This is a genomic window from Desulfovibrio sp. 6_1_46AFAA, assembly GCF_000224635.1.
GTDB classification, from domain to species: domain Bacteria; phylum Desulfobacterota; class Desulfovibrionia; order Desulfovibrionales; family Desulfovibrionaceae; genus Desulfovibrio; species Desulfovibrio fairfieldensis.
In genome coordinates this window covers 426,417-442,486 of sequence record NZ_JH114300.1, presented here as the reverse complement: position 1 = coordinate 442,486, position 16,070 = coordinate 426,417, and the positions used below count along the sequence as shown (strand labels likewise).

Here is a 16,070-nt window from a genome sequence, read left to right as displayed (position 1 = left end):
CGGACCGTGATGCCCCGCCGTGCCTCTACAGCTCGCCCGCTTTGACCCTTTCCCGGAGATCGTCCAGATAATCCGCGTAGCTCTGCACCATCACCCGTCGTTCCTCAATATACGAGCGGGGAGTGAGAATATTATACGCCTCTGATTCTATCCTTTTGGACGTGGCAAGCTGGAACTCTATCCAGTCCTCTTTGAGGTGCTGAAAGGCGGGGTGCTGGTTAAGCGTTGTCGAGGCCATGCCCCGGAAGCCGTGGGTGCAAAAGCTGTTGCCTTCTTCTTTGGTGGAAGCGTAGCCGATGCGCCGGATGGCTTGCAGCATGGATGCCGTGGATATGGGCGCGTCATGCTTTCGCGGCGAGGGGAAGACGTACTTGTTCGCACCGGTAAAGGGCCTGATCTCGAGGAGCAGTTCACGGGCCTGCCGGGAAAGCGGCACAATATGGTCACGCGCCATTTTCATGCGGGCAGCCGGAATGCACCACTCGGCGGCGTTCATGTCGATTTCCGCCCATTCGGCCTCGCAGATTTCGATAGGCCGCAACAGCACATAGGGAGCAAGCCGAAGGGCAACGCTTGTCTGCAAGGTCCAGCGGCCTTTGCTTTCTTCCAGCGCCCGCAGAAGCGCGCCTATCTCGGCTTCCGACATTTCCTTGTACAGATGGCGCTTGGTGACCGGCTTGGGCATCTCTTTCCGGTACCGTGTCAATCGGTTGATGATGACGGGATTTTCCACAAAGCCCATGAGGTCGGCATACTCAAAGACATTGATCACGATGGAGCAGATACGTTGCGCCGTTTCCCGCGCCCCACGCGCAATCACCACGGCCAGGGCGTTGTCGATATGCTCCATAGTAAGATCATTGATGGCAACATCGCCGAAGGCGGGAAAGATGTTGCCCACAAGCCGCTCTTTCTGGCGCTTGGCGTGGGCATCGTCCCACTCAGGCATTTTTTTCTGGAGCCAAGCCGTGGCAACCGCTTCAAATGTGCGCGTGGACTGAACCTGGGGCAGCTTTTCCCTGGCTTTGGCCTTAGCAACATTTACGCCGGATTTGGCATTTGCCTTCAAGTCTTCCGCCCCAGCGCGGGCCTTTGCCAAGCTCAGTTCGGGGTAGGAACCTATGCGGGCTTTCTGGCGTTTGCCCGCCGCGTCGGTGTAGCGGAGATTCCATTTTTTTGCCGTCTGCCCGGACTGGTTAATGGTAACCCATAGTTCGAGGCCCGCCCCGCAACTGATGACGTTTGTTTCGCCCTTAACGCCTTTGGCGTTCCGAATGACAAGCTCTAAGGAGTTGGATTTTGTAGCCATTTTTGATCCTCCGCGAGATGGTACCAACTTGGTACCATCTTCTCCTTTATGGCACCATCTTCGGGAAAAAGGTACCAAAAGTTTGCGGACTTCCTCGTATATGGTCGGTCTTGGCTGGAATGAGAAATCCCGAAAGTCCGCTAATAGCTTGACTTTCGGGACTCATCCGTCTGTTGTCGGATAGGCTGATGGTGGAGGCGGGGGGAATCGAACCCCCGTCCGCGAATACTCCACGCGAAGCATCTACAGGCTTAGGCCAGGATTAAATCTCGCCGCGCTGGTGGCCCCTGACCAGGCGCAACGCGGCAAGCCCGCCGGTGACAGTCTCACGGAAAACCCCGGCGAGCGCCGGTTTCCGCCAGCCTGATAAATGTCGCCGCTCGGGATTATCAGGCGTGGTCCCGAGTAGCGCGACCGGCTATGCGGTCAGTTGCCTCGCTGACTAGGCAGCGTAAGCGTAGTCGTAATCGTTGTTGGCAATTACTGTGTTGCCGCTTTTTTACGAGGCCAGCGGCGCCTCGGCCTGCCGCTCCGGCTTCTACATCCACGTCGAAACCAGTGCGCCCCCATATTCGGGTAGGTAAATAGAATAAGCCGCTTGCGCTCGCTTGGCAAGCTCAGCGGACATAAAAATGCGAAAGCGGGCCCTTGAGACACATATGATAGCGGCTGAACAAGGGGTTGTCGGCCTCCTGTTCCGGTTCCCGCAAGGCGGTGTGGGCCTGACAGGCCACTTCCACGCCATGCGAGAGCAGGGCCAGCCGGGCCAGTTCCTGAAAGCGGCGTTGCAAGGCGGGCTTGCGGGAAATGAGTTCACAGACTTTTTCCGCATCGTTGTCGCTGCCTTCAACCACCAGGCGGCCCTCCGGCGAGAGGTAAAGATGCAGGCGTTCTTCCAGCTCCACCTTCCCGGCGTCCAGTTGCCCGTGCAACAGGGCCATGAATGATTCCTGCAGGCTGTCCAAATGCGCCTCCAGGGCTTGCGAAAGTTCACGGCCATCCCGGCTCAGGCTTTGCAGGGCGTGGGATGCTCTGCCCCCCAGCGACAGCGGCGCAACATTTCCGGAATCGGACTCCACAGCCGCCGCAACCGAGGCGGAAACGCCGGACTGCATATGGACCATGCTGGTGAGGTGGTTCTGACTGTCGGTATTCACGAACTCCTCCAGTGGAGTGATTTCTCCGGCATACAATGCTCTTGGATGTCCCCGGCTGTTTGCACGAACATCCACGGCTATTTTTTCCCTTGCGTGTGCTTACCCCGCACTTAAGCAAAATAGGTGCCAGCACGGCTTGAGCTTTCCATCGCCCTTAAAAGTCTAGAGAAATTTAAGAGAGGCGGCCCAGCCTATGGGAAAAGCAGTGCTATGCCGTATGCGTTCCCGGTTCCGACGGCGCGTTTTTGACGACTTTTCCACAGGAGATTTCAGTCCGAGAGCGACGGAAGACCGGCAGTGCGGCAAAATTTGCCAGTGGCTGCGTGGGAGGAAGGGAGCGAAAGAGAAAAGCAGTGGAACAGCGGAATCAGGCTTCCAAACTGCGCGCCAGGGCTTCCCCCTGAGGGCCGCCGCCCGCCATCCGGGCCAATTCCTCATGCCGGGCCGGGCCGTCAAGCGGCGAGCAAAGCGTAAAGGTGGCATCCTCGCGGACCACTTTACTGATCTGAAAATGTTTGCGCGCCCGCGCGGCCAGTTGGGGCCAGTGGGTGATCAGCAACATCTGGCGCTGTTCGGCCAGGGCATTGAGCTTTTCCGCCAGCTTGTTCAAGGTCAGGCCGCCCACACCGGCGTCCACCTCATCAAAGATATATGTGGCGCTTTCCGCGTCCCGGCGCACGCTGGTGAGGGCCAGCAAAAAGCGTGACAGTTCGCCGCCCGAAGCGATGCGGTCCAAGGGCTGTGGAGGCTGGCCCGGATTGGGGGCCCAGAGAATGCGTACCCGTTCGTCCGCAACGCCCTGCCAGAGTTCCTGCGGCACAAAATCGGGAATCACCCGCACCTGTTCGGAGAAGCCCAGATCGCGTAACTGGTCTTCCAGGCTATGGGCAAAAGAGCTTGCGGCTTCCCGGCGTACAGGCTGGATACGCTCCACCACGGCCGCCAGTTTTTCCGCCAGCGCGGCTTCTTCTTTGGCAAGGCGCGAGAGGTCCAGCGCACAGACGTCCAGAAAAGAGAGGTTCTCTTCGATTTCTCCGCGCAGGGCAAGGATTTCCGGCAGGCTGCGCCGCAGCTTGCGTTTAAGCTGGGCCAAAGCAAAGAGGCGTTCCTCCACCTTGTCCATGTCCATTTCCTCATCGGGCAGGGGAGGGCGGCGCAAATGATTGCCCAGGTGCACCAGTTGCTGACGCAGAGCGGCAACAGCCTCGGCCTCCGGGGCCAGAACCGCGTCGTCCCGGCTCATAGTATGGATGAGGCGTTCAAAGCGCCCAAGCATATCAAGCAGGCCCGGCCCGTCCTCGCCGTGCAGCAGCGTCAGGGCGTTCTCATAATTCTCCCGCAGATGCTCCTGCGAGCGGACCTGGGCGCGCAATTCTTCCAGATGCTCTTCCTCGCCTTCTTCAGGCGATACTTTATCTATCTCCTGCTGCTGCATTTCCAGCAGGTCGCGCCTGTCGGCCAGGCTGGCCTGCTTTGCCGACAGGGCCTTACGCCGGGCTGAAACTTCCTGTAGTTGGCCGAGCAGGGCGTCGCGCTCTTCCAGCAGCTCGGGCCGGGGAAAGGCGCTCTCCATCAGTTTGGCCTGAAAGGCGGGCTGCAAAAGTTGCTGCTGGCCGTGCTGGCTGGTGTGCGTCACCAGACGCGCGCGCAGATCACGCAGGCTTTCCTGTGAACTCAGGGCGTCGTTGATGTATAAGCGGCTGCGGCCGCTCTCGGCCAGCAGTTCGCGCCGCAACACCAGATCCTGATCGCCAAGGGTGAACAGCGCCTCCACCTGGGCCCGTTGCGCGCCGGGGCGCACCATTTCGGCGCTCAGCCTGTCGCCCAGCAGAAAGCCCAGAGCCTTGAGGATAAAACTTTTACCCGCGCCGGTTTCGCCGGTAAGCACATTCATGCCCGGCGAAAAGTCCAGCTCCATATCTTCGATCAGGGCCAGATTACGGATGCGCAGATATTCCAGCATGGTTGTTTACAACTTCAAGCGATAGATTAAATATGTGCCGCTTTTCAGGCCGCACAGGCCTATGCCGCCGCATTCATACTAACAAAACAGGTTGCCCAAGGCAAAAGGGCTATTGCTTGAGACGCGGGTCCAGCAGATCGCGCAGGCTTTCACCCAGAAGATTATAACCGAGTACAGTGATCAGAATAGCCAGGCCCGGATAAACCGAGAGCCAGGGTGCGTTTTCGATGACGGTTTTGCCTTCCATGAGCATATTGCCCCAGCTGGCCGTGGGTGGCTGTACGCCCAGTCCCAGAAAACTCAGGCTCGACTCCACCAGAATGGCTCCGGCCACGCCGAGAGTGGCGGTGATCAGCACCGGCGCGAGGGCATTGGGCAGAATATGGCGGAATAAAATCCGCCGGGTGGGGCTCCCCGCCAAGCGTGCGGCGGCCACGAATTCGCGTTCGCGCAGGCTGAGGGCCTCGGCGCGCACCAGACGGGTTACGCCCATCCAGGAGGTCAGGCCTATGACAACCATGATATTGGTAAGGTCGGGCTCCAGAAAGGCAATGACCGCCAGGATCAGGAAAAAGGAGGGGAAGCAGAGCATGATGTCCACCAGGCGCATAATGGCTTCATCCACCCAGCGCCGGAAATAACCGCTGATCAGGCCCAGCACCGTACCGATGCTGATGGAGATGCCCACGGCCACGAAGCCCACCCAGAGGGACACGCGCCCTCCGTAGAGCAGGCGGGAAAAGACATCCCGCCCCAGACGGTCGGTGCCCAGCCAGAAACGGGAGGAGGGCGGTTCCAGAATGTTGTCCAGATGCTGAGCCGTGGGCGGATAGGGCGCGATCAGCGGGGCGCAGAGCGCCGCCAGAGACATGAACAGCACAATGCCCAGGCCCAGGGTAAGCATGAGGTTGCGCCCGAGCAAGCGCTTTACGGCGGCGGGCAGCATCAGTTCTGCTCCCCGGAGGCGCGGATTCGCGGGTCGGCCAAGCCGTAACAGACGTCGGCCAGCAGATTGCCCGCCAGGGTGAGCACCGCGCCCAGCACCAGATTGCCCATGATCATAGTGTAGTCGCGGGCCATGACCGCCGAGTAAAAGAGCTGCCCCAGGCCGGGCAGGGCGAAAATGGATTCAATGATCACGCTGCCGCCGATGAGCCCCGGCACGGAAAGGCCCAGCAGGGTGATGACCGGCAGCAGGGCATTGCGCAGGGCGTGTCTCCGGATGATCAGGCTCGGCGGCAAACCTTTGGCTTTGGCCGTGAGGATGTAATCCTGGCGCAGCACTTCCAGCATGCAGGCGCGCATATAGCGCGACATGCCGGCCAGACCGCCGATGGTGTAGACCAGAATGGGCAGCGCCAGATGCCGGGCCAGATCACAGAGTTTCCCCCAAGGGCTCAGGCTGGCGTAATCCATGGACGTCAGGCCGGAAATAGGCAGCCACTGAAGATCGATGCCGAAGAACATCATCAACAGCAGGGCCAGCCAGAAGGAGGGCATGGCGAAACCCAGAAAGACCAGCACGGTCACGCTGCGGTCCAGCAAGGAGTTACGCTTGCAGGCCGAGAGTATGCCCACGGGAATGGCGATGATCAGGGTCAGCACCAGGGAAATCACATTCATGGACACGGTCAGGGGCAAGCGCTCCAGAATTTTGTCCAGCACGGGCCGCGCGTCCGCGGACATGGAATTGCCGAAATCAAAATGCAGCAGGCGCAGCAGCCAGTCCCCGTACTGAATATAGAGGGGACGATCCAGGCCGTAGAGCGCTTCCAGCCGCTGGCGTGCCGCTTCGCCCGCCAGGGGGTTCAAGGTGGTTTCCATGTCCGTCGGTGAGCCGGGGGCCAGATGGATGACCCAGAAGGAGATCAGGGTGATGCCCCAGAGCACCAGTAACATCCAGAGGGTTTTTCTGGCGGCTCTCCGGGCAATGGCCGCGATGCGGCCCCGACGGCCGCGGACAGGGGAAGGGGACTGACTCATAGAGGGAAGGGCGGCTTACTCCGTCCGCGTCAGCCACTGGCGCATATCCGCCACTTCCTTTTGCCACTCCGGCGAAAGGCGCAGCTTGAGAAAGCGGGCGTACAGGGAGTCCAGCAGGCCGACGCAGACCTCCATCAGATAAAATTTTTCCAGCAGCAGGGCGTCGGGATCGTCATCGCTGTCGCCCTTGTCCAGTTTGGGCGTCTTGAGGCTGCCCAGGCCGAAGTCCTCGGCCTTGAGGGTGAGCTGAAAAGCCAGTTCTTCTTTTTCCAGGCGGATCAGGGCCCGGCTGACCTTCTTGCCCGTGCCCAGGCCGAAGCGCGCCTCGCGCAGGGGCGAAAGCGAGCCGGAAACCGAGGCGGTTTCCTTGGCTTCGCCTTCACCGCCCTGAACCACGATGCGCTGTTCCATGGAAACGGCAAAAGGCGAGCCTTCGCTGTCCGTGAAAGCGCCGGGCGCGGTATCGCTCTGGTACCAGAGCCAGGTCAGAAATTCCTGCCCCAGAATACTGTCGGTGGATTCGCCGGAAATGGGCATATTCATTTTATAGAGTTCTCCCTGCTAGTGTCTAATTTGAAAAATCAGACACATAAAACCCGTAGGGTTTTACGGCGGCAAAGCCGCCGTGAGTCCACGAAAAACCAGGTTTTTTCGCGGACGATCCTGCTAAAATTGAGAGCATAATCATGCTCGAAATTTTGCAATCATGACACTAGGTGAGCAGCGCGAATTGGGTTGCTTCAAGCTGGTCCAGACGGATGAGGCTTTCCTCGTCCAACATGGCGGCCGCCAGATTATACGGCGTCAGTTGCTCCAGATGCAACTCAAAGGTTTTCAGGAATTCCTCCATGAAGAGGTCGATCATCTTGTTCTGGGTGGAGGCGAACCAGACTTCATTTTTGTCCGTGGCCCAAAGCACGTTGAATTCGCCCGGCACCGGCAGGAAACGCTGACGCAGGCGCAGCATGACCTGCTCCTTGAGTTCCTTTTTGCGTTCACGGGAGATAAAGGTCTTGTTCTGTTCGCGCATACGCTCTTTTTCCTGACGCAGGGCCAGGGCCAGATGCTTTTTCACCACGCCCGCCGGGATGCGCCGCGTGTCCAGGCGCAGGGAAAAGACGATATAAGCTCCTTTCTGAGGCGGTGCGGCGGCCCATTCCGAATCCAGCATATCCTCAAAGCTGACCCAGCCCTGAGCCTGCATTTCAGGGATATCGTCAATGTCGCGAAAGGCGAATTGCTTGAGCTTATCCGGAATCTGCTGCCAGAGCTCGGAGGACACGGGGTCCAGAATACGGAACCGGGTAAAACTGCAGGTGCTGTTGGCAAAGCCCATGAAAACTCCTTGGGATTGGAACACAAGACCGGTTTGTGTTGTACGTCAGAGCCGCCTTGTCGGCAAGCCCCGGCCCCGACCATCCCGGCAGTTCATCCCGAAGATGCGGGTGCGGGCGATCTACGTCTTCAAATGAGGTGGAGACGAGCCCTTCCCTGGGTCGACGTAAGTTGAGATAAATGTCCCATAATGATAATTATGTAAACTTTTGATTCCCAAGCGGCGAATCAGGGAATCGCGCTTGACGCGGTCCCCCTCTTCCAGCACGATGCCCTCACAAGCCAGCCAGGAGCCCTTCATGTCCGGAAAATCAAGGCCTCACACCGTCTCCACACGACGCCCGTCACAGGCGCCGCGCACGCATGCCGCCGACCGGGCTGATGTTCGCCGCGCCGCAAGCGCGCCGCCGGAAAGTGCAACCAGGGACAACGTGACAAACGGCGTGCGCCTGAACAAGGCCATCGCCGCCACCGGTCTGTGCTCACGGCGCAAGGCCGACGAGCTTATTCTTGCGGGTCAGGTACGAATCAACGGCACTCTGGAGGAAAATCCGGCCCGGCGTGTACTGCCAGGTGATTGCATCGCGGTCAATGACCGGGAGCTCGCCGCCGCTCAGGAATATTATTATCTGTTGCTGCACAAACCCGTGCAGACGGTCTGCACGGTGAATGATCCCGAGGGGCGGCCCACGGTCATGGCATATCTGCCGCCCGAGGTGCGTCATCTGCGGCTCTATCCCGTGGGACGTCTGGATTATTTTTCAGAAGGCCTGCTGCTGCTGACCAATGACGGCGAACTGGCCCAACGGCTTACTCATCCCCGGCATCACCAGCCCAAGACCTATGAGGTGCTGATTCGCGGGTCTGTGCCGGAAACGGCTCTGGCGGCCATGCGCCGGGGCATGCGCCTCGACGAAGGCCAAGCCTTGCTGCCGGTGGATGTGGAAGCGAAAACGGCTGAGAACGGCAATACCCTGTTGCGCATGGTATTACACCAAGGCGTCAACCGCCAGATACGGCGCATGTGCCGGGATCTGGGCCTGACTATTCTGCGTCTGCGCCGCGTGGCTCAGGGGCCATTGGCTCTGGGCAATCTTAAGCCGGGCGCGGCCAGGGCATTGACCACCGGAGAAGTGGCCGACCTCAGGCAAAGCGTCGGCTTGCCGTCCCAAGTGTAACCGCCCTGCTCCAAGACAATTTAACACTTGAAATGCTCGTTTACGGCGAGCAAGCCCGCCTGCTCGCTTCATGGCAAGGATTTGCAGAGCAGTTCGTACATAAAATACGTCAATTGCTTTATTGCCGAACGCATTGCGCAATGCCAATGGCCCAGAGCGCCGAGAGGACCAGATGGATCTGGAAAAGGCGCGGCCTCTTTGGCGCGGCGGCTTAGTCCCATCCCATAAGATACCAGAGAACCTCTCCGGCCATGCAGCTCACATAAGCCGCAGGCGAATGATACCACGGCAGGCCGCTGGCAGCCATTGGTATTGCGAATCGGGGAATGGCATCACGGATTTCATTCAGGCCCACGATGCAGAAAAAAGCGCAGACAGCGGCCCACAAAACGCGCGGAAACATGCCGACACGAAAGTTGCTGTGGCAGGCCTGACTGTCTCCGTTTTTCACCATGCCCTACCCTTCTTTTTTCAGCAGACGTTCCAAAAAGTCGATGGCGTCCTTTTGCAGAGCGCAGAGCTGGGCTTCGCCCTTGAAGCTTTCGGTGTAGACCTTGCAGATGGCTTCCGTGCCTGAAGGGCGCACGGCAAACCAGCCGTCTTCACTGCAGACCTTGACCCCGCCGATGGGCGCGTCATTGCCGGGCGCGCGGGTCAGCACACTGGTCACCGGCGAGCCGCCCAAGGTTTTCAGATGCACGCTCTCCGGCGTCAAAGCCTTGAGCAGCGCGCGGGTGCGGTCGTCGGCGGGCGCGTCCAGACGCTGATAGACCGGTGCGCCGAGCTTTTCGGTCAGCTTTTGGTAGATTTCACTGGGAGATGCCTGTTCCTTGGCCATGATCTCAGCGGCCAGAAGGCACATCAAGGGGCCGTCCTTGTCCGTGCTCCAGGGGGAGCCGTCAAAACAGAGGAAGGAAGCCCCGGCGCTCTCCTCGCAGCCCAGGCCGCACCGCCCGTTGAGCAGATAGGGCACAAACCACTTGAAGCCCACGGGCACTTCCACTACGGGCCGCCCCAGCTCCTTCCCCACTCTGTCCAGCATGGCGCTGGTCACCAGGGTTTTGCCGATGCCGCAATCCTTTGGCCAGCCCGTACGGGTACGGAAAAGATGCCAAGCCGCCACAGTCAAATAGTGATTGGGGTTCATCAGTTCCTGGCGGGTCACAATGCCGTGGCGGTCGGAATCCGGATCGCAGGCAAAGGCCAGATCAAAGTCGTCGCGTATCTCCAGCAGGCGACTCATGGCATAGGGCGAGGAACAATCCATGCGGATTAAGCCGTCTTTGTCGCAGGGCACAAAACGGAAGGTGGGGTCCACCTCCTTGTTGACCACGGTCAGGTCCAGGCCATAGGTCTCGGCAATGGGTTCCCAAAGCGGCAGGCTGGCCCCGCCCAAAGGGTCCACGCCCAGCTTGAGGCCGGAAGCGGCAATGGCCTTCATGTCCAACACTTTGGGCAGATCTTCCACATAGGCGCGGGTAAAGTCGTACTCCTCCACCAGGGAGGATCTCTGCGCCGCGCGCAAATGCACGAGCTGGACGTTGCGGTTGCCGCTGTCCAGATAGGCGTTGGCGCTTTTTTCAATCCAGGCCGTGACTTCGGTTTCGGCCGGGCCGCCGTGCGGAGGATTGTATTTGAAGCCGCCGTCGCGCGGCGGATTATGAGATGGGGTGATAATAATGCCGTCGGCCAGACCGCTGCTCCGTCCGGCGTTCCAGCGCAAGATGGCGTGCGAGACGGCTGGGGTTGCGGTAAACTCGCCGTTTCTGGCGATGCGCACACTCACGCCATTGGCCACCAGCACTTCCAGGGCCGAGCGGAAGGCAGCCTCGGACAGGGCATGCGTATCCCCGCCCAGAAAAAGCGGGCCGTCAACACCCTTGGCTTTGCGGTAGTCGCAGACGGCCTGAGTGATGGCGTAAATATGCTCTTCGTTGAAGGTATGAAGCACCGATGAGCCGCGATGCCCGGAAGTGCCGAACGACACGCGCTGAGCCGGGATCTTGGGATTGGGAAATTCGGTGTAATAGGCGCTCATCAGCGCGGGGATGCGTTCCAGCTTTTCAGGAGCGGGCAAATGCCCCGCGTCACAATGGACAACAGCCATAAAGAACCTCCAGCATAGATACGTTATCTCTACGCCGGAACGAAGCGCGCTGCAATCCTTGGGCGAGCGCTCAAACGGACCTTTGCCTTTCCCCGCACTTTTTTACGTATGGATAATCAGCACCGCCCCTTCAAGGGGCGGTTTGATTTTTATGATCGAAAACTCCCCGCTTAGCGGGGAGTTTTCGATCATAAAAAAAGGGCTGTCTCACTGGGAGACAGCCCTGGTTGTCATTGGAAGGGCGCTTACTTGCCGAGGGGGATGGTGCGGAAGTACACATCTCCGCGCCGTTCAATCTGCAGCATAATGGCCCCGCGCTTCACGCCCACTTCTTTGACGATCTTGGAAAGGGCTTCCCCGCTGTTCACGGGCTTCAGGTTGGCCTTGAGGATCACGTCGCCGGGGCGCAGATCCGCTTCGGCGGCGGGCTTGTCGGGATCGACGTCCACAATCAGCAGCCCTTCATCCTTGCTGAGCTTCATCTCGCGGCGTTCCTCCTCCTTGAGGGGGCGCACCGAGAGGCCCAGAAGGCCTTCGTCCTGCTGCTTCTGGCCCATGCCGGGACGACCGTCGTTCTGGCCGCTCTTGCGTTCGCCCAGCGTCACCTTGAGGTCGAAGTTCTTGCCGTCGCGCCACACGGTCAGCACAGCGGTGCTGCCCGGGGCCTTGTCGGCAATGGCGCGCAACAGGGCCGCGGCGTCTTCGACATCCTTCTTGTCCACGGCGATGATCACGTCGCCGTCCTGCACGCCGCCCTTGGCGGCGGGCTCATTTTCCATGACGCTGCCCACCAGGGCACCCGAGGGCTCTTTCATGCCCAGAGCCTTGGCGGTGTTTTCATCCATGTCCTGGATGCTCACGCCGATCCAGCCGCGGCTGATCTTTTTGCCGCTCTTGATCTGATTGATAATCTTGGCGGCCATATTGCTGGGAATGGCAAAGCCGATACCTTGGCCGCTGGCGATGATGGCCGTGTTGATGCCCACCACCTGCCCAGCCATATTCAGCAGCGGACCGCCGCTGTTGCCGGGGTTGATGGAGGCGTCGGTCTGGAGGAAGTTGTCAAACGGCCCGGAACGGATATTGCGGCCCTTGGCCGAAAGGATACCCGCGGTCACAGTGTGGTCCAGGCCGAAGGGATTGCCGATGGCCAGCAGCCATTCACCCACCTTGAGCGCGTCGGAATCGCCGAAGGTCAGGAACGGCAGGGGCTTTTTGGCGTCCACTTTCAGCAGGGCCAGGTCGGTTTCCTCATCGGAACCGATCAGCGTGGCCTTGAGGGTTTCGCTTTTGCCGTTGTCTTCATCCAGAGTGACGTGGATCACGTCGGCGTCGGCCACCACATGGTTGTTGGTCACAATGTAGCCGTCAGCGGACACGAGAAAACCGGAACCCAGCGATTTCTGCTTCTGCTGGGGCCGCTTGCCGCCGCGCCCTTTGCCGCCGAACTGGTCAAAAAACTTTTCAAAGCCGGGGGGCATATTGCGGAACATTTCACCGAAGAAATCTTCAGGGCCGCCCCCGGAGGCCTTGCGTTCCGTGCCTATATTGACCACAGCCGGGCCGCTTTTCGCCGCCAGCTCGCTGAAGTCGGGCAGATCCGCCGCCTGCGAAAGCTGTGCCGAGGCCAGGAAGGCCACGGTAAGCAGTGCGGCGAGGTATTTTTTTACAATCATGGAACCACTCCTCGTTACTTTTTTTGCATGGCCTTTTGCAAAGCCTGTGCCATAATGCCCATTCCGTTGCCGGAAGAGGACGACCCGGCGGAGGCATGCTGCTTCCAGGCTTTGTCCTCGGCGGACGCGGCGGCTTCGGAGCCTTCCGGGGCCAAGCTGATGCGGCGAGCGGCACTGTCCAGATTTTGAACAATCAGGGTCACGTTGTCGTCCTTATCCAGCTTGCTGAACTGAGCGGCGTTTTTGGCGTTCTTGATCACGCCTGCGGGCAGCAGACCGGTGATGCCGGGGGCCAGGGTCACAAACAGGCCATACTGGGTGCGGCTTTCCACCGTGCCGGTCACCGTGGAGCCCACGGCAAAGCGCTGGGCCGCGTCCTGCCAGGGGTCGCCCTCGGCGTCGCGCAGGCTCAAGGCAATGCGCCGCGTCTCGGTGTTGACGTCCTTGATCTTGACGGAGACGGTCTCGCCCGCGCTGAGCACTTCCTCGGGCTTGTTAACCCGCTTGGCCCAGGACATTTCGGAAACATGAATCAGGCCTTCCACGCCTGGCAGCAGCTCGACGAAGGCGCCAAAGGGAGCCAGGCGCACCACCTTGCCCTGCACCACGGCGCCCGCGCTCAAGCGTTCCGGGGCATCCAGCCAGGGATCGCCCTTGGCCTGCTTGCGCGAAAGAGAAATTCGGATCTGGCCCTTGTCGTTTTTGCTGATGCCGAGCACCTTGACCCGGACAAGGTCGCCGGGGGACACCGCTTCGTCCGCCGCGCCCACGCGGGACCAGGACAGCTCGGAAAGATGGATCATGCCTTCCACCGCCGGAGCCAGCTCCATGAACGCGCCGAAGGGAGCCAAGCGGGTGATCCGCCCTTCCACGGTGTCGCCTTCCTTGAGGGTTTCCAGCAGTTTGTCCAGATTTTCCTGGCGCTCGCGTTCCAGCAGCGCACGCCGCGAAACCACGACGTTCCGGCCCCGGTTTTCAACCCGGATGATCAGGAACTGCATGCCGCGCCCCACCAGGGAGTCGGCGTCGCCCGAGGAAGCGTCCATCTGGCTGCCGGGACAGAAAGCCGTCTTGCCCAGCACTTCCACCGTGTAACCGCCCTTACAAACGGCGGTCACCCTGCCGTCCACCGGCAGGGCGGCGTCGCGGGCCTCTTCCAGCGCGGCCACCCCGCTGCCGCTCATGGAGCGGGACAGGCGGATTTCCTGCGGGGAGACAGCAATGACCCAGGCTTCCACGCTGTCGCCAGGTCCCGCGCTTTCCTTGCCCTCGGCATCCAGAATGTCCTTGCGCTCCATGATGCCGTCCACCTTGATGCCCATATCCACAAAGACGCTGTCGCCGGTGATGGCAATGACGGTGCCGCTGACCTTCTGGCCCGGCTGCAAACGGCCGGAAGAAGCGCTGTGCGCCGCCAGCATGGCGGCGAAATCTTCAGTGGCTTCTTCCTGCGCGGGGCTTTCTATTTTTTCCTCAGTCATATTTCCTGCTCCTCCAAACTGGGCATTTTGTTAAGTTGGTAATCATAGCCTATCCTTTTACGGATGACAATGAAGCCCCAGGCAGCGCGGCGTGCGGATTGCGGCCCGCCATATGGTTTCCGGGGCATAAGGGGACGGAATTTTTTCTAGAAACTGAATGAAAATTTTACACATGCATAATTTTTGACCAGCAGTCGGGCGGAAGAAATCGCAGCAGGCTATCCGGGTTTTTCAGCGACACAAGCACACATCCCGTTTTGCGGCAAATTTTTCTTTATGGAAAACTTGAAATATTTTTTTACAACCTCACCATGAGCGACGGTGCTCAACGGGCGGAATCGAACCTGCGCATCAATAGAACCGGCACGGCGGCCACCGCCGCCACCACCGCCATGATCGCATAGATGGCATTCATGCTCCAGGCGGAGGCCAGGAAGCCGAAAAGAAGCGGGGTCAGCATGTTGGTTATGCCGCGCAGAAAGGAATTGATGGAGAACACGTCGCTGTAGGAGGCGGCATCCCGTACGGGTTCGGTGATGATGGCCTGGATGACCGGAACGGTGCCCTTGGTCACAATGCCGAGCAGCAAGGCGATGCTGACGATGAGGACAAGCTGGTCCGCCATGATCAGGGCACAGAGCAGGACCGTCAGCAGCAGTTCGGCGGCCACGAAAACCTTTCGCGGTCCGAAACTGTCCACAAAGCGGCCGCAGGCCATCTTGCCGAGAAAAGAGCCCACCGAAAACCCCAGGGCGAAGGAACCGATGATTTTAGGGTCCACCCCCTTGCCGATCAGCAGCAAGGGCAGAAACGTGAATATTCGATCGTTGCTGAATGCGTTCAGAATGCTGGCAAGCATGGCCAGGAATATTTCCCTGTCCTTGAAGATACCGAACGCGGGAAAGCTTCTGCCTCCGGAGGCTTCCTCCCTTGTTTCGGGGCGTTCGCCCCGGCAGGAAAAAAAGAGCCAGAGCGCGGCAACGAGCGCCGCCGCCCCGTATGTGATGCAGACGACCCGCCAGCCCGGAAAGCCCCCGAATGAATACGCGGCGGCAAAGGCCGCCAGGGAAACCAGGGGGATTCTGCCCACATCGCCGATGGCGGTGAAATCGCTCATGGCTCTGCCCAGGCGGCGTCTTTCGGTGTGCAGCGTAAGGTAGGAAAAGGCAATATTATGAAAGACGTTGTAGCCCGCCACGGCCAGGATAAAGCACAGGCCGGCGACCACGATGTTGCCGGAGAAGGTGGCCGCGAAAAATCCGGCCCCGCACACGGCTGTCACCAGGGTGATGGTCTGCATGAAGCCCAGTTTCCGGGCCAGAAGCAACGTGCCCAGACCGGCTGCCGTACCCGCGGCGGTGCCCACGGAGACGATCAGACCCACCGCTTTTTCACCTTCGCCAAAGGAAATGACCATAAAAGCGAGCAGAATGGGAACCGCGTCAAAAAGCCCGTCAATCAGGATATGGTAGGCATTGAGCAAAATATAGCGGGCGCGGGAAAGCATGGCATCTTCCTGTGCGGGAATTGTGCGGACGCTGTCCACAAGCGGTTCAGGCAAGCCGCGCCGACGGCTGACGCGCGGGCGGATATGGCGTCCGTTCTCACGGCCGCCCGGCGGATATTTTTTATGTTAATCCGCTCTAACAACACCACTTTTACCCGGCTGTCAAAGGCTTTCTGAGCGCGAGGGAAGTTCGGCGCGGAAACGCCAGGGGCCTTGTGTTATAGCGGCGCAAGACCCCTGGGGCGAGTGTTTTCCATGGAAGTTGTCCTGCCCTCCGGTCACGAGGATAGGCCCACAGACCATACGCGTTTATCGCCGGGAGGATTGCGGAGTTTTTCCCGGTGGTCGGCAACAGGATAGAAAAAACCCTGAAC

At 59.8% G+C, this 16,070-nt stretch carries 12 protein-coding genes and 1 other RNA gene; 1 reads left to right on the top strand and 12 read right to left on the bottom strand.

Translation table 11 applies throughout. The features are described from left to right. Positions 1-25: 25 nt before the first annotated feature. From HMPREF1022_RS01755 to rdgC, 8 genes are all read right to left on the bottom strand, one after another. Entirely contained in the window at positions 26-1,309 is a 1,284-nt protein-coding gene (locus HMPREF1022_RS01755) for a tyrosine-type recombinase/integrase (RefSeq protein WP_009301607.1), read from the bottom strand. A 189-nt stretch (positions 1,310-1,498) separates the two neighbouring features. Further along, positions 1,499-1,877: a transfer-messenger RNA gene (ssrA, locus tag HMPREF1022_RS16905) on the bottom strand. A gap of 49 nt (positions 1,878-1,926) precedes the next feature. Next, entirely contained in the window at positions 1,927-2,466 is a 540-nt protein-coding gene (locus HMPREF1022_RS01750; protein ID WP_009301606.1) for a hypothetical protein, read from the bottom strand. A 367-nt stretch (positions 2,467-2,833) separates the two neighbouring features. Beyond that, positions 2,834-4,429, bottom strand: a complete 1,596-nt coding sequence (locus HMPREF1022_RS01745; RefSeq protein WP_009301605.1) for a DNA repair protein RecN — start codon at positions 4,427-4,429, stop codon at positions 2,834-2,836. A 109-nt stretch (positions 4,430-4,538) separates the two neighbouring features. Then, positions 4,539-5,375, bottom strand: a complete 837-nt coding sequence (locus HMPREF1022_RS01740; RefSeq protein WP_008684010.1) for an ABC transporter permease — start codon at positions 5,373-5,375, stop codon at positions 4,539-4,541. Continuing rightward, positions 5,375-6,412, bottom strand: coding sequence for an ABC transporter permease (locus HMPREF1022_RS01735; protein WP_009301604.1), 1,038 nt, complete (start codon positions 6,410-6,412; stop codon positions 5,375-5,377). The genes HMPREF1022_RS01740 and HMPREF1022_RS01735 overlap by 1 nt, the downstream gene beginning before the upstream one ends. Before the next feature lie 15 nt (positions 6,413-6,427). Further along, positions 6,428-6,955 (bottom strand): hypothetical protein, encoded by a 528-nt coding sequence (locus HMPREF1022_RS01730; protein WP_009301603.1) that lies wholly within the window; start codon positions 6,953-6,955, stop codon positions 6,428-6,430. 169 nt (positions 6,956-7,124) lie between these two features. Continuing rightward, complete coding sequence (rdgC, locus tag HMPREF1022_RS01725) at positions 7,125-7,748, bottom strand: recombination-associated protein RdgC (RefSeq protein ID WP_008684004.1); 624 nt, start codon at positions 7,746-7,748, stop codon at positions 7,125-7,127. Between the two features lie 442 nt (positions 7,749-8,190). Here rdgC and HMPREF1022_RS01720 point away from each other — a divergent pair, with 442 nt between their 5' ends. Then, entirely contained in the window at positions 8,191-8,925 is a 735-nt protein-coding gene (locus tag HMPREF1022_RS01720; protein ID WP_008684003.1) for a pseudouridine synthase, read from the top strand. Positions 8,926-9,382: 457 nt separating this feature from the next. On the opposite strand, the gene HMPREF1022_RS01710 is transcribed toward HMPREF1022_RS01720, so the two are convergent. The 4 genes from HMPREF1022_RS01710 to HMPREF1022_RS01695 all read right to left on the bottom strand — a co-directional run bounded on the left by HMPREF1022_RS01710 (position 9,383) and on the right by HMPREF1022_RS01695 (position 15,696). Then, positions 9,383-11,032, bottom strand: a complete 1,650-nt coding sequence (locus tag HMPREF1022_RS01710) for a phosphoglucomutase (protein ID WP_009301600.1) — start codon at positions 11,030-11,032, stop codon at positions 9,383-9,385. Between the two features lie 245 nt (positions 11,033-11,277). After that, on the bottom strand, positions 11,278-12,708 hold the full coding sequence (locus tag HMPREF1022_RS01705; RefSeq protein ID WP_008683995.1) for a DegQ family serine endoprotease: 1,431 nt from the start codon (positions 12,706-12,708) through the stop codon (positions 11,278-11,280). A gap of 14 nt (positions 12,709-12,722) precedes the next feature. Further along, a complete protein-coding gene (locus HMPREF1022_RS01700; RefSeq protein WP_009301599.1) occupies positions 12,723-14,189 on the bottom strand; it encodes a 30S ribosomal protein S1 in 1,467 nt (488 codons plus the stop codon). 325 nt (positions 14,190-14,514) lie between these two features. Beyond that, positions 14,515-15,696 carry an MFS transporter gene (locus tag HMPREF1022_RS01695; RefSeq protein WP_009301598.1) on the bottom strand — a complete coding sequence of 394 codons (1,182 nt, stop codon included), beginning with the start codon at positions 15,694-15,696 and terminating at the stop codon, positions 14,515-14,517. Between the last annotated feature and the right edge of the window lie 374 nt (positions 15,697-16,070).